The organism is Nesiotobacter zosterae, from assembly GCF_033843645.1.
Lineage (GTDB): Bacteria > Pseudomonadota > Alphaproteobacteria > Rhizobiales > Stappiaceae > Pseudovibrio > Pseudovibrio zosterae.
Window position 1 is genome coordinate 361,186 of sequence record NZ_JAWXVZ010000002.1, and the last position, 13,677, is coordinate 374,862.

At 54.2% G+C, this 13,677-nt stretch carries 11 protein-coding genes and 1 tRNA gene; 8 read left to right on the forward strand and 4 right to left on the reverse strand.

Annotated elements, in window-relative coordinates; translation table 11 throughout:
* Positions 1 to 87 precede the first annotated feature (87 nt).
* Positions 88 to 969, reverse strand: coding sequence for an ATP-binding protein (locus Q3Y58_RS04570; RefSeq protein WP_319621219.1), 882 nt, complete (start codon positions 967 to 969; stop codon positions 88 to 90).
* Positions 970 to 1,253: 284 nt separating this feature from the next.
* Between Q3Y58_RS04570 and yajC the strand changes: the two genes are divergently transcribed.
* From yajC to Q3Y58_RS04600, 6 genes are all read left to right on the forward strand, one after another.
* On the forward strand, positions 1,254 to 1,583 hold the full coding sequence (yajC, locus tag Q3Y58_RS04575) for a preprotein translocase subunit YajC (RefSeq protein WP_274216844.1): 330 nt from the start codon (positions 1,254 to 1,256) through the stop codon (positions 1,581 to 1,583).
* A gap of 91 nt (positions 1,584 to 1,674) precedes the next feature.
* Positions 1,675 to 3,282 carry a protein translocase subunit SecD gene (gene secD / locus Q3Y58_RS04580; RefSeq protein ID WP_319621220.1) on the forward strand — a complete coding sequence of 536 codons (1,608 nt, stop codon included), beginning with the start codon at positions 1,675 to 1,677 and terminating at the stop codon, positions 3,280 to 3,282.
* 14 nt (positions 3,283 to 3,296) lie between these two features.
* Positions 3,297 to 4,235: a protein translocase subunit SecF gene (gene secF / locus Q3Y58_RS04585; RefSeq protein ID WP_319621221.1), complete on the forward strand. Its 939-nt coding sequence runs from the start codon at positions 3,297 to 3,299 to the stop codon at positions 4,233 to 4,235.
* 12 nt (positions 4,236 to 4,247) lie between these two features.
* Positions 4,248 to 4,646 (forward strand): Mth938-like domain-containing protein, encoded by a 399-nt coding sequence (locus tag Q3Y58_RS04590; RefSeq protein WP_274216847.1) that lies wholly within the window; start codon positions 4,248 to 4,250, stop codon positions 4,644 to 4,646.
* A 32-nt stretch (positions 4,647 to 4,678) separates the two neighbouring features.
* Positions 4,679 to 5,533 (forward strand): phytoene/squalene synthase family protein, encoded by an 855-nt coding sequence (locus Q3Y58_RS04595; protein ID WP_319621222.1) that lies wholly within the window; start codon positions 4,679 to 4,681, stop codon positions 5,531 to 5,533.
* 24 nt (positions 5,534 to 5,557) lie between these two features.
* Entirely contained in the window at positions 5,558 to 6,502 is a 945-nt protein-coding gene (locus Q3Y58_RS04600; RefSeq protein WP_319621223.1) for a GNAT family N-acetyltransferase, read from the forward strand.
* An 83-nt stretch (positions 6,503 to 6,585) separates the two neighbouring features.
* Here Q3Y58_RS04600 and trmFO read toward each other — a convergent pair whose 3' ends face one another.
* Positions 6,586 to 7,989 (reverse strand): methylenetetrahydrofolate--tRNA-(uracil(54)-C(5))-methyltransferase (FADH(2)-oxidizing) TrmFO, encoded by a 1,404-nt coding sequence (gene trmFO, locus Q3Y58_RS04605; protein ID WP_319621224.1) that lies wholly within the window; start codon positions 7,987 to 7,989, stop codon positions 6,586 to 6,588.
* A 207-nt stretch (positions 7,990 to 8,196) separates the two neighbouring features.
* Between trmFO and Q3Y58_RS04610 the strand changes: the two genes are divergently transcribed.
* Complete coding sequence (locus Q3Y58_RS04610) at positions 8,197 to 8,850, forward strand: hypothetical protein (RefSeq protein ID WP_274216851.1); 654 nt, start codon at positions 8,197 to 8,199, stop codon at positions 8,848 to 8,850.
* A 544-nt stretch (positions 8,851 to 9,394) separates the two neighbouring features.
* Here the strand turns inward: Q3Y58_RS04610 and uvrA are convergent.
* Positions 9,395 to 12,331 carry an excinuclease ABC subunit UvrA gene (uvrA, locus tag Q3Y58_RS04615; RefSeq protein WP_413697781.1) on the reverse strand — a complete coding sequence of 979 codons (2,937 nt, stop codon included), beginning with the start codon at positions 12,329 to 12,331 and terminating at the stop codon, positions 9,395 to 9,397.
* A gap of 414 nt (positions 12,332 to 12,745) precedes the next feature.
* Between uvrA and ssb the strand changes: the two genes are divergently transcribed.
* On the forward strand, positions 12,746 to 13,309 hold the full coding sequence (gene ssb / locus Q3Y58_RS04620; protein WP_319621225.1) for a single-stranded DNA-binding protein: 564 nt from the start codon (positions 12,746 to 12,748) through the stop codon (positions 13,307 to 13,309).
* A gap of 153 nt (positions 13,310 to 13,462) precedes the next feature.
* Here the strand turns inward: ssb and Q3Y58_RS04625 are convergent.
* Positions 13,463 to 13,537: transfer RNA gene (locus Q3Y58_RS04625), tRNA-Glu, on the reverse strand.
* Positions 13,538 to 13,677 lie beyond the last annotated feature (140 nt).

A 13,677-nucleotide genomic window follows, 5' to 3' on the forward strand; every position in this document is an offset into this window, starting at 1 on the left:
AAGTTTGATTTGAAAAAGGCGGCCCCTATGGAGCCGCCTTTTTCATATCTCCAGGTAGATTACAGTGTCTGATGGCAGGCCTGAGACCTACGATAAGTTCTGGCCCAGTCGGCCCGCCAGATCCTGGATGAACTGCCATGCAACTCGGCCTGATCGTGCGCCCCGTGTTGTGGACCATTCAAGCGCCTGCGTGCGCAACTCCTTTTCGTCGATCTTCAATCCATATTGGGCTACATAACCGGAGATCATCTCCAAATAGTCCTCCTGCGAGCACTTGTGGAAGCCGAGCCAAAGGCCGAATCGATCTGACAAGGAGACCTTTTCTTCCACGGCTTCCCCAGGGTGAATGGCAGTGGAGCGCTCGTTTTCCATCATGTCGCGCGGCAGCAGGTGCCGCCTGTTAGACGTCGCATAAAACAAGACATTTTCAGGCCGTCCCTCAATGCCGCCCTCAAGTGCAGCTTTCAAGCTTTTGTAGGTGGCGTCATCACCATCGAAAGACAGGTCATCGCAAAAGACAATGAAACGGAACGCGCTATCGCGAAGCCGACTCAAGAGGTCGGGTAGGGTGCTTATGTCTTCCCGGTGAATTTCGATGAGTTTAAGGGCAGGGGTGTTTTCTGGCCGATCTTCATTGATGCTCGCGTGTATCGCTTTGACCAGCGACGATTTTCCCATACCACGAGCGCCCCACAGGAGCGCATTGTTCGCAGGAAGGTCTCTGGCAAAGCGCTGTGTATTTTCAAAAAGAGCTGTTTTAGAATGATTTACGGCCTTTAACAGGTCAAGTGGTACCTTGTTTACTCTTGCTACGGGTTGTACCCCTTTTGGCAAGGGGTGCCAGATGAAAGCATCTGCGGCCTCAAAATCTGGCGGCCTGTCTTCTTGCGGGACAGCGCGTTCAACGAGTGAAAGAAGTCGGTCAAGTCGCTCGGTCAGAGCAGTAAAGTCGGCGTTCTGATTTGGCATATTCTGGAAGTCTTATGATTTGAGTTGGCCGGCTGCGGTTGCTGACAACATAAATTTTCAGAGAACAAGCATCGCGGCAATATTTCGATGCCACAAGCACTAGCATGTCGGTTGTGGCTGGGGAAAGTCCTCTTGAGAGCCGCAAAATCTTGAAAACATTGTTATGGCTTGTATAGTCCGGCGCAAACTAACCGATTTCGGTTGAACGGGGCCACAAAGCCTTTACATAAACCGGTGGTTTGAACTCCCGCTGCAGTTGGCAGTTTCGGGCTAAGGAGAAGAGAATGTTTATTACCCCCGCCTACGCGCAGAGTGCTGGTGGCGCACCGGACATGCTGATGTCCATCCTTCCATTCATCCTGATCTTCGTGATCATGTGGTTTTTGATCATCCGACCACAGCGTCAGCGCATGAAGGCACATCAGGAGTTGGTCAACAATCTGCGCCGTGGGGATACCATCGTTACTTCTGGCGGTCTGATTGGTAAGGTATCCAAAGTAGTCGACGATAACGAAATTCAGGTCGACATTGCTGAGAACGTCCGAATTCGCGTTGTGCGTGCAATGGTTCAAGAAGTCCGCTCCAAGTCTGAGCCGGTAAAAGAAGGCGAATAAGCCGCTTCTTGATTGCAACTTTAAACTCTCCGTAGGCGTGTGGACTTTGTCGATGCGCTTGCGGGGAGTTTCCTAAACCAGGCAGAGAAACATGCTTTATTTCGCGCGTTGGAAGATCACCTTGATCCTCCTCGTTGTCCTAGCCGGCGTTTTGGCAACACTGCCAAATTTCTTCTCGAAGTCCACGCTTGAGAGTTGGCCCGATTTCATGCCAAAGCGGCAGATTGTTTTGGGTCTCGATCTTCAGGGGGGCGCGTATCTGCTCTATGAAGTCGATAGTGAAGACTACAAGCAGCAGCAATTCCGCCAATTGGTTGGCAATGTTCGCCAAGCGCTTCGTGAAAATCCCCGCATTGGCTACACCGGGCTGGGTATTCAAGGAGATTCGGTGCAGGTGCGCATTCGTGATGCCGCCAAGATCGATGAAGCGCGCGCCCGCCTGAACGAGCAGTTGAACCCACTGAACACCGGCGTTTTTGGCGGTCAGACAGTGAATGAGTTCCAGCTCGATGACCAAGGCGATGGTCTTTTCCGGTTTACGTTCACTGATGATGGTTTGCAGCAGCGCCTCGCGAAGGTCGTTGAACAGTCCATTGAGGTTATTCGCCGCCGCGTTGACGAACTTGGTACAACCGAGCCAAGCATTCAGCGTCAGGGCACCGACCGTATTCTCGTGGAGGCTCCGGGTGAAAGCGATCCGCAGCGTCTCAAGGATATCATCGGCCAGACTGCTCAGTTGACGTTCCATTTGGTTGACGATTCCATGTCTCCCTCGCAGGCGCTCCAGTCCCGGCCTCCGGCAGGTACAATGATCGTCTATGGAGTGGAGGATCAACTTCCGTACCTTCTTGACGAAACACCGCTGTTGACTGGCGAAGAGCTTCAGGACGCCTCGGTTGCTTTTGACCAGCAAACCAATGAGCCGGTAGTGAACTTCCGCTTCAACACCGCTGGTGCGCGCAAGTTCGCGGATGTGACCCGTCAGAACGTAAATCGTCCTTTCGCAATCGTTTTGGATAACGAGGTTATCTCTGCCCCGGTAATTCGTGAACCAATCACAGGCGGCTCTGGACAGATTTCCGGCAGCTTTACCGTGGAAGGCGCTGACAACCTTGCCGTACTGCTGCGCGCTGGTGCGTTGCCGGCAAAGCTCAATGTGATCGAAGAACGTTCCGTCGGTCCGGGTCTTGGTGCTGACTCCATTGAGAGCGGTAAAATCGCGTCCTATGTGGGTGCAGCAGCAGTCGTGATCTTCATGATCCTGACCTATGGCGTCTTCGGGGTCATGTCGAACGTTGCGCTTATTGCAAACGTGACATTGATCTTCGGCGTTCTGACAACACTTCAGGCCACGCTTACGCTACCCGGTATCGCAGGGATCGTTCTCACAGTCGGTATGGCTGTGGATGCGAACGTGTTGATCTATGAACGTATTCGCGAGGAAATGCGGGCAGGGCGCTCCGCCGTGAGTGCCATCGATGCGGGCTATCAGCGTGCCATGGGAACCATTCTTGATGCGAACATCACGACCCTGGTGGCCGCACTGATCCTGTTCTTCATCGGTTCCGGTCCAGTGAAGGGCTTCGCCGTTACCTTGATGGTTGGTATCTTCACGACGGTGTTCTCCGCGGTGACGTTCTCGCGCTTCCTGGTGTCCACGTGGTATCGCCGCAAGCGCCCATCTACATTGCCGATCTGATCTGGAGACAAAAAATGAAATTGCTACGACTGGTCCCAGATAAGACCAACCTTCGTTTCATGAGCTGGCGGCGCATTAGCTACCCGTTTACGGCTTTTGTAGCGATTGCTTCTATCGCGCTGTTTCTGACGGTCGGCCTCAACTATGGTATCGACTTCAAGGGCGGCTCCCTGATTGAGATCAAGACCACCGATGGGCCTGCGAATATTGGCGAAATCCGCGGCAAGCTGGGCGACTTGAATCTCGGTGATATTCAGGTGCAGGAGTTCGGAAGCCCCGAGGAGGTGCTCATTCGTATTGAGCATCAGGGCGATGCAGATGCCGATCAACAGGAAGTCTTGACCAACGTGCGTCAAGCTCTTGGAGAAAATGTAGAGTTCCGCCGTACAGAAATTGTGGGGCCTCGTGTTTCCGGCGAGCTGGCTCAGGCGGGCATCATGGCTGTTGGCGGTGCTTTGGTATTGATCCTGTTCTATATCTGGATCCGCTTTGAGTGGCACTTTGCGGTTGGGGCTATTCTGACGACCTTGAACGATATCATCGTGACCATCGGCTTGTTCTCACTGCTCCAGCTGGACTTCACATTGTCCAGTATTGCTGCCGTCCTAACGATCCTTGGTTACTCCTTGAACGATACCGTGGTTGTCTACGACCGCGTGCGTGAGAACTTGCGCCGCTACAAGAAACTGCCCCTTGATGAGCTGCTGGACCGCTCCATAAACGAGACACTGGCGCGTACGGTGAACACGTCTCTCACCACCTTGTTGGCGTTGTTTGCGCTCTACATCTTTGGTGGGGAGGTCATTCAATCCTTCGTTCTTGCCATGATCTTCGGTGTCGTTATCGGCACTTACTCCTCGGTCTTCCTGGCATGTCCATTCCTTATCATGCTGAAGCTGCGACCATCGGCTTTCCGCAAGGAAGAGGACGACAACAAGGCCATTCAGGCCTAAGGAGACAAGAGATTGGCAAAACGCGGCGAACCCCTGATCATTCGAGATGCTCACCTTCCGCAACAGGTCGAACTGTCGGCCTATGGGGAAGGCGGCTTCCGGTTCGCCGATATGTCTCATCGCGGCTCCCTGTTAAGTGTGCCTTCAGGTACCTATGGCTGGGAGCCGTCGACCTTCGAAGATATTACATTGAAATCTCTTCAGCGGGTGCTGGATGAGAGCGAGCAATTGGAAGTGCTCCTGATTGGAACCGGGAACAGCCTTGTACCGTTTTCCGATGCTTTCAAAGCACCTTTCCGCGAGCAAGGCATTATGGTTGACAGCATGTCGACCGGAGCTGCCGTTCGCACATTCAACGTTCTTTTTTCCGAAAAGCGGGCCATCGCAGCGGCATTCCTCGCCGTCGATTGAGGCGGCCTGACCTGTTGGCTTGAGGAGCCCGCATGGACCACGCGACCTATTGCGCCGAAGTGGTGCGTAAATTCGATTATCCTCGATACTTGAGTGTTCTTTATGCCCCGCGTGAAGCGCGGGACGCCCTGATGGCGCTTTATGCGTTTTCATCAGAGATCGCGCGCGTGCGCGAACTGGTGCGTGAAGCATTGCCCGGCGAGATGCGTTTGCAATGGTGGCGTGACACCTTGGCAGGACAAGGGCACGGATCTGTCGGCGACAATCCTGTGGCTGCGGCGCTTCTGCAAGCGATCGATACACATGATCTGCCAGTAGAGGCACTTTTGCGTCTCATCGATGCTCGGGTTTTTGATCTTTATAACGATCCGATGCCGAGCCAACAGGACCTTGAAGGGTATGCTGGAGAGACCAGCTCAGTCCTTCTTCAACTCGCTTCACTCGTTCTGAATCGCGATCTGTCAGGCCGCGCCTTTGCTGATGCCTGTGGCCACGGCGGTGTTGCCTATGCCATGGTGGGCCTTGTTCGTGCGCTGCCTTGGCATGCTGCGCGCCAGCAGTGTTTCCTCCCTAAAGACCTTTTGGAAAAGCATGGGGTCTCCTCAACCGAGATGTTTCGCGGCAATTCAACACCTGAACTCACAAGCGCGGTGGAGGAGTTTCTGGGCATTGCCCAGATTCACTATGGTAAAGCACAGGTTGCCTTGAAAGAAACACCCAGCGTTGCTTCGCCTGCATTTCTTGTGCTCACGGGCGTGCCTGCCCAGCTAAATATCCTGACAGCAGATGATGTGGATTATCTCAAGCCTGGAAAGAGTGAGTCACCGCTCAAGCTGCACTGGACCTATTGGAAGGGCGTGCGTGCCTTGAAAAAACTGATGGCCTAGGTGGCCGATACGCTGGAGTTTTGAATGCCTGATTTGGATGGGGATATAGAGCTCAAGCAGTTCTTTGATGCGGATGATCTTGATCGAATACTCGCTTTGGAAGCCGCCTGCGAAGCTCATGATGGGGCTGCGCTAAAGCTGGAGCTGGACTACAAGCGAAGCCTTGCCAGCACACGTCCCGAGGAGGACATGGTCACTGGCATCAACGAGTTCTTCTATATGTTTGAGGGCGAGCTGATCGGCTACCTTGGCCTTTGTGGATTTGGCGGCGCCGCAGCTCCCGTTGAAGCGAACGGCATGGTGCATCCTGACTATCGCAGGAAGGGTGTGTTCTCAAGGTTGGTGCGCCTTTCCATCCAAGAATGGCGTCGGCGTGGGTCTTCGAAACTCTTGATGCTCAGTGACCGTCACTCAGAGAGCGGTCAGGCCTTTCTGAAAGGGTTTGGCGCGACCTACTCCTTCTCAGAGTATGAAATGGTACTTTTGGGAACTGCAGGTTTTGAAGAGCAAGAGGTGGCTTCGGACCTAACCTTGCAGATCGCCACGGCAGACGATGCTGACGAGATCGCACGTCAAAATGCGATTTATTTTGGCGCCGCCAAGTCTGCTCAAACCACTGCGGAGGTGCGTGTTGAGGAGGCGCTTGGGTTTAAAGTGGATCCGGCGCAGGAGGCCAAGCGCGGCATGAGCATCTTTCTGGCGGAGGTGAACGGTCAGGTCGTCGGGAAGATCAATCTTGAACGCAGCTCCAACCCTGCAGGCATTTTTGGCCTTGGCGTTCTTCCGCCTCACCGAAACAAGGGATATGGCCGGGCAATTCTTACCAAGGGGGTCCAGAAGCTACATGAGTTGGGCATACAAGATGTGATGCTTCAGGTGGCTCCTGATAATGAAAACGCGCTAAATTTGTATCGGTCTGTTGGCTTTAAGGAAACATCGACCATGGATTACTTCGAGTACCCCGGTTAGGTGAACTCGATTATCCGGTTTAAATGGCAAAAAAGCCCCTCTGCATGGCAGAGAGGCTTTTTTGTTTCTCATGTACACAAAGCTTAGTGGCCGGTCTTTGCGATCCACCCTTCAAAAGCAGTAAGGCCGCGTTTTGACATGGCCTGCTTCTTGGCGCGGCTTTTTTCTTTGCCACGCAAGCGCTTGCCATCTTCAGTCTTTGGCAACTCTTCCAATGGTGGCAGCAAGCCGAAGTTGATGTTCATTGGCTGGAAGGAGCGGGGCCCTTCGTTATCAGTGCGCGAAATATGACCGCCAGTAATATGGTTCAGGATCGCTCCCATGGCCGAAGTCGCTGGCGGCAGCTCCATGGTTTCACCAAGGCGCTCGTGAACAGCGAACAGGCCAGCAAGGCACCCAACTGCCGTGGACTCTACATAGCCTTCACAGCCAGTGATCTGCCCTGCAAAGCGCACATGCGGCGCGGCCTTGAGCTGTAGTTGCTCTGTCAGCAGCTTTGGCGAGTTCAGGAAGGTGTTGCGGTGCAGACCGCCAAGACGGGCAAACTGAGCGTTCTCCAGACCAGGAATCATGCGGAAGACATCGGTCTGAATGCCGTATTTCAACTTGGTTTGGAAGCCGACCATGTTGTAGAGCGTGCCCAACGCGTTGTCCTGGCGAAGCTGAACGACCGCATAGGGCTTCACCTCCGGGTTATGGGCATTTGTCAGACCCATTGGTTTTAATGGACCGTGACGGAGTGTTTCGCGTCCGCGTTCCGCCATAACCTCGATTGGCAAGCAGCCATCAAAGTATGGGGTGTTTGCTTCCCATTCCTTGAAATCGGTCTTTTCACCGCTGATCAAAGCATCAATGAAGGCTTCATATTGCTCCTTGGTCATGGGGCAGTTGATGTAGTCCTTGCCGGTCCCACCCGGGCCAACCTTATCATAGCGTGACTGGAACCAGGCAACATCCATGTTGATGCTATCTTTATGCACGATCGGTGCAATGGCATCGAAGAAAGCCAGTGCATCTGTATCGGTGTGCTTGAGAATGCTTTCGCTCAACGACGGCGAAGTGAGCGGGCCTGTTGCGAGAATGACTTGTCCCCATTCTTGCGGTGGTACACCGGGCACTTCCTCACGTCGAACCTCGATTAGGGGATGGTCTTCAATCGCTTTCTGAACCGCTTGAGAGAAACCATCTCGGTCCACTGCGAGTGCGCCACCTGCCGGGACCTGGTGCGCGTCAGCGCAGCTCATGATGAGAGATTTGGCCATGCGCAGTTCCGCATGCAGCATGCCCACGGCGTTGTTTGCGGCATCGTCAGAGCGGAAGGAGTTGGAGCAAACAAGCTCTGCAAGTCCTTCTGTCTGGTGCGCATCAGTCTTGCGGTGTGGGCGCATTTCATGAAGTACGACGGGATGGCCTTTTTGCGCGATTTGCCATGCGGCCTCTGATCCGGCAAGGCCGCCGCCGACCACGTGAATTGGTTTTTCTGTCATTCCGAGTCCAGTTGGTACATTAAGATGGAGGCGCAGCGTGTGCGCTCTCTCTGCAGGCCTGACTTCAGACCTCAGTCGTCCAAGGCTTACACACAGCCATGATTTGTTGCCCTTGATTACAGCGCAAACCTGTCGCATGCAATAATTTGAATAGCCAACCGGGATATGCTGTCCCTCGGTTTCTTCGTCAAGTCTTGGAGTTCTTAGTTGAAGCAGATTCGCTTAGGCCTGATTTCGGCCCTGTCCGCGTGCGCTGTTCTTGCCGGGTGCATGACCTTGGCCGGGACCAATCCGAGCACGTGGTATAGCTCCATGAATGGCCGGGAGCCCTCAGGAAACCGGATCTATATCTGCCATGGTTTTGGTTGCACCTACAAGACCGTGGTAGCTTTCTCTGAAAAGGACCGAAAAGCGCTGGCGCGGATCTTTAGCAAAGGCAAGGCGTCGTCTCCCTCAGCAGAGCGTGAAGCTCTCTCAAAGGCGATCATCTGGCAGGAGAGGCGCGTTGGGCGCATTGTTGGTTCTTCAAAAGACATAGGTGGTCTTGATATGCGCAATTCTGGCGTACGAGGCCAAATGGATTGCATTGATGAGGCAACTAACACGACCAGTTTGCTCATCTACGCTCAAGAACAAGGTTTCTTGAAACACCATACGGTCTCTCGCCCGGTAGCGCGTGGTTTCTTCCTTGATGGACGCTATCCGCACGCGACGGCGGTTATCACTGAAAAAGAGAAAGGGGTACAGTGGGCAGTGGACAGCTGGCGTCTCGCCAATGCAATGCCGCCGGATGTAATGCTCCTGGAAAAATGGTTCCGTGTTCGATCCAGTGAGCTGGAGGTTCCTCGACCTGAGAGTTGATCCGCAAAGGCGCGCGCTGGCCAGTGCCAAGGGTGCTAAGCCTCAAACAAATCACGTCAAAAATTTGTCCTGAAAAAGCGAACGCCCGCCGGTGGGAGGAAACGGCGGGCGTAACTCTTGTACGACGAAATTGGGAGGAGGTATCGCCGTACGCTTTTGCCTTTGGGTATGGGAGGAGGTTACCCGCAGGCTATGTTTTGACGCTTGGGGTTTGGGAGGAGGTCCCCGTTGCGTCTGAAAAAAGATATAGAACAGTTCTTGGATTATTGCACCACATCATTGTGCATGTCAGATATGCATTAGCAGCATGGCAATCCAAAAGACGTATTTTTATGAACTGCGACAAATGGTGCAATTCCGGGATTTATTCTTGGAATACAACAAAATACGGACCAATAAAATGCATGCCTTATCTCATGAATCCCTAGGATTTGCAGGAATTTTCGGCGTGTGAATATTTCTCTATATTGTGCACATGCGAAAAACCCCGGAAACGCTCCGGGGTGTTAATCAAGTACTTTTAGGGGGGGGCAGCTACGGGTTGCTATTCGGCAGCGTCCCTACGCTTGGCCTTGGTGCGGCGCTCAAACAGTTCTGCAAGGAACACGCCCGTATAGCTGCCGGGTGTTTTTGCAATTTCCTGTGGTGGGCCGCTGGCCACAATCTGTCCGCCGCCATCGCCGCCCTCGGGGCCGAGGTCGACCACCCAGTCGGCAGTTTTGATGACCTCCAGATTGTGCTCGATCACAAGGACAGTATTGCCTTGCTCAACAAGCTCGTGAAGCACTTCGAGAAGCTTTGCTACGTCATGAAAGTGCAATCCGGTTGTCGGTTCATCCAGAATGTACAGCGTGCGGCCTGTTGAGCGTTTAGAGAGTTCCTTGGCCAGCTTGACACGCTGAGCTTCACCACCGGAGAGGGTGGTCGCTTGCTGGCCAACCTTGATGTAGCCCAGCCCCACACGGGCCAGAGTTTCCATCTTGTCTCGAATAGCCGGTACCGCACTAAAGAACTCTGCTGCTTCTTCCACGGTCATGTCCAAGACATCGGCAATAGACTTGCCTTTGAACTGCACTTCAAGGGTCTCGCGATTGTACCGTTTGCCCTTGCAAACGTCACAGGTCACATAAACGTCTGGCAAGAAGTGCATCTCGATCTTGATGACACCGTCGCCTTGACAGGCCTCGCAGCGGCCGCCCTTCACGTTAAAGGAAAACCGACCCGGGGCGTATCCTCGGGTTTTTGCTTCCGGCATCCCTGCAAACCACTCACGGATCGGCGTAAACGCCCCCGTGTAGGTGGCGGGGTTGGAGCGCGGGGTGCGACCGATTGGGGACTGATCGATGTCGATAACCTTATCGAGGTGCTCAAAACCTTCAATACGGTCATGAGGAGCGGGATTTTCGCGCGAACCGTTCAGATGTCTCGCTGCAGCCTTGTAGACAGTGTCGATGAGGAACGTTGACTTTCCGCCACCTGATACCCCCGTAACGCAGGTAAAGGTGCCAAGTGGCAGTGTCGCGTCAACGTTCTTCAAGTTATTGCCGCGGGCTCCGAACACCTTCAAGGAACGTTTCTTGTTCACCTTGCGCGGTTTCGCGGGCATTGGAATTTCCATGGCACCGCTCAGGTACTGTCCAGTCAACGATGCGGGATCGGACATGATGTGCTGTGGTGAGCCTTGAGAGACAACCTGGCCGCCATGAATCCCTGCGCCCGGCCCAACGTCAACAACATGGTCTGCGGTCAGTACGGCGTCTTCGTCGTGTTCGACCACGACCACCGTATTGCCAAGGTCCCGAAGGTGCTTCAACGTTTCCAGCAATCGGGCGTTATCGCGCTGGTGGAGACCGATAGACGGTTCATCCAACACATAGAGAACGCCCGTCAGGCCAGAGCCGATCTGTGATGCCAGACGGATGCGCTGACTTTCACCACCGGAAAGGGTGCCTGAAGATCGGGACATGGACAGGTATTCCAGGCCCACATCATTAAGGAACTTCAGGCGCTCGCGAATCTCCTTCAAGATACGATAGGCAATCTCGTTCTGTTTCGTGCTGAGCCTTTGATCGATTTCATCAAACCAATGGTAGGCCTGCCTGATTGAGAGCTGAGTGATTTCGCCAATGTGTTTGCCGTCGATCTTGACCGCAAGGGCTTCTGGTTTCAGGCGATAGCCGCCGCAGGCGTCGCAGGCATGGTCAGATTGGAAGCGCGAAAGTTCTTCGCGGACCCACTGGGAATCCGTCTCACGCCAACGGCGCTCGATGTTGCCAATCACGCCTTCAAACGGCTTGGCAGTCTTGTACGAGCGCGTGCCGTCGTCGTAAACGAACTCAATCTTTTCTTTGCCCGTTCCATGGAGAACCTTGGCGCGGAAGTCTTCTGGCAGTTTGGACCAGCCGGTTGTCATGGACTGACCATAGTGCCGGCACAGTGCTTCCAGCGTCTGGGTGTAGTATGGAGAGGTGGACCCCGTCTTGGCCCAAGGCAGAACCGCGCCACCGCGCAGGCTCAGGTTGGGGTCCGGAACAACAAGATCGGCTTCGAATGCAAGCTGAGTTCCAAGGCCATCGCACTTTGGACAAGCCCCAAAGGGGTTGTTGAACGAAAAAAGACGTGGTTCGATTTCGGCAATGGTGAAACCGGAGACCGGGCAGGCGAACTTTTCTGAGAAGACAAGTTGTTTTGGGTCGCCTTTCTCATCGGTCTGATCCGCGAACTCGGCTGTTGCCAATCCTTCGGCAAGCTGCAAGGCAGTTTCCAGTGAGTCAGCCAAGCGTCCGGCGATATCCTCACGCACAACGATCCGGTCTACAACCACATCAATGTCGTGCTTGTATTTCTTGTCTAGGGCAGGGGCCTCGCTGATTTCATAGAAGGTGCCGTCGATCTTGACACGCTGAAAACCCTTCTTCATCAACTCCGCCAGTTCCTTGCGGTATTCACCCTTTCTGCCGCGCACGATGGGCGCCAGCAAGTAGAGGCGCGTGCCTTCCTCAAGGCCCATGATCCGATCAACCATTTGGCTGACGGTCTGACTTTCAATGGGAAGGCCGGTCGCGGGCGAGTAGGGAACACCAACACGGGCGAACAAGAGACGGAGATAGTCGTAGATCTCCGTCACTGTACCAACTGTTGAGCGTGGGTTCTTCGAGGTGGTTTTCTGCTCGATGGAGATGGCAGGCGATAGGCCATCAATTTGATCCACATCGGGCTTTTGCATCATCTCAAGAAACTGGCGCGCGTAGGCGCTCAGGCTCTCCACGTAGCGGCGCTGGCCTTCGGCATAGATGGTGTCGAAGGCGAGGGAAGATTTGCCCGACCCGGACAAGCCCGTCATCACAATCAGACTGTCGCGTGGAAGGTCCAGATCCACATTCTTCAGATTGTGCTCACGGGCTCCTCGAACGGAGATCATCTTCGCTTCGCCGTGGGCGGCCTTGGAAAGGGCCGTATCTTGCGATGGTTTCGTAGTCATTTGCCCTTCCCGGGTATGGCGGCCTGCGTGGTTTGGTGGTTCATGCAGATAGCAATCTGTGTCTGTTTTTGTCGAGGGGCAGGCTAGAGGGATGCGTTGGTGAAAAATTTAACTGGAACATATACGGAACACACTACAGCATTCAAGGGATTTCTTGGAGGCTTTATAATTGACCGCCACCAAAGAAAAGGGTGTTGCCGCGCCGCGTCAATCCCGGCTATATTTAGAACAATGTGTGAACAACCTCCGGTCCCTGCGCGCTCCAACAGGTGTTCAGCCTCCCCTCGTGTGGACAAGACAGGCTATGAAGAGCTCGCCGTTTGCTACCTTGGTTCGGAATAGATAGGTTGCGCAAAAGATTTTTGAATATGGCGATGGCGCATTTGCGCTCGCCAAGACTTGCAGGAGTTTTAAATGGCGGGAAGCGTCAACAAGGTCATTCTCGTAGGTAATCTGGGAGCTGATCCAGAAGTGCGCCGCATGCAGGATGGTCGCCCAGTGGTGAACCTACGCATTGCCACCTCTGAAAGCTGGCGCGACCGTGGCACCGGTGAACGCCGTGAGCGCACGGAATGGCACCGGGTTGTTGTCTTTAATGAAGGTCTTGCGAAAGTGGCTGAGCAGTACTTGCGCAAGGGCTCCAAGGTTTACATCGAAGGCCAAATTCAAACTCGCAAGTGGCAGGATCAGGGCGGTCAGGACCGCTATTCTACTGAGATCGTGCTGCAGGGCTTCAACTCCACGCTGACCATGTTGGACGGTCGCGGTGAAGGCGGCGGCCAAGGTGGTGGCTTTGGCGGCGGTCAAGGCGGCGACTTCGGTGGCGGTGGTGGAAGCGGCTATGGCGGTGACTTTGGCGGAGGCCAGGGTGGCAGTCAGGGCGGCGGCTTTGGCGGTGGAAACCAGGGTGGCGGCCAGCAAGGCGGCGGCGGCTTTGGCGGCCCCGGCGGCGGAATGGACGACGAGATTCCGTTCTAAGGGTTCGCACAACAGTACTTTTTAAGCCTTGCACCTTCGGGTGCAGGGCTTTTTTATTTCGTTCGCCAGAACACAGCACGAAGTGAAGAGCTGCGCGCTCGACGCCACGAAATTCATCTGATAAGCAAAAATCGGGAATTTGGAGGAGGAGAGTGGCACGCCCAAGGGGAATCGAACCCCTGTTTCCGCCGTGAAAGGGCGGCGTCCTAACCGCTAGACGATGGGCGCACTCTGTTCGAACCGTGGGTGTTAGGAGCACCCCGTTCGTTTGTGTGGGGCGGGTTATATTCAGATTACCGTTGGCTGGCAATAGTCAGTCCATCAAAAATCCACAGTTTGAAATAAAAAAAGATAACATATTGATATTG

Coding starts and splice junctions, on each gene's coding strand:
- uvrA (WP_413697781.1), bottom strand. CDS start 12,331: ATGACTACGAAACCATCGCAAGATACGGCCCTTTCCAAGGCCGCCCAC.
- Q3Y58_RS04600 (WP_319621223.1), top strand. CDS start 5,558: ATGCCTGATTTGGATGGGGATATAGAGCTCAAGCAGTTCTTTGATGCG.
- ssb (WP_319621225.1), top strand. CDS start 12,746: ATGGCGGGAAGCGTCAACAAGGTCATTCTCGTAGGTAATCTGGGAGCT.
- trmFO (WP_319621224.1), bottom strand. CDS start 7,989: ATGACAGAAAAACCAATTCACGTGGTCGGCGGCGGCCTTGCCGGATCA.
- yajC (WP_274216844.1), top strand. CDS start 1,254: ATGTTTATTACCCCCGCCTACGCGCAGAGTGCTGGTGGCGCACCGGAC.
- secF (WP_319621221.1), top strand. CDS start 3,297: ATGAAATTGCTACGACTGGTCCCAGATAAGACCAACCTTCGTTTCATG.
- Q3Y58_RS04595 (WP_319621222.1), top strand. CDS start 4,679: ATGGACCACGCGACCTATTGCGCCGAAGTGGTGCGTAAATTCGATTAT.
- Q3Y58_RS04570 (WP_319621219.1), bottom strand. CDS start 969: ATGCCAAATCAGAACGCCGACTTTACTGCTCTGACCGAGCGACTTGAC.
- secD (WP_319621220.1), top strand. CDS start 1,675: ATGCTTTATTTCGCGCGTTGGAAGATCACCTTGATCCTCCTCGTTGTC.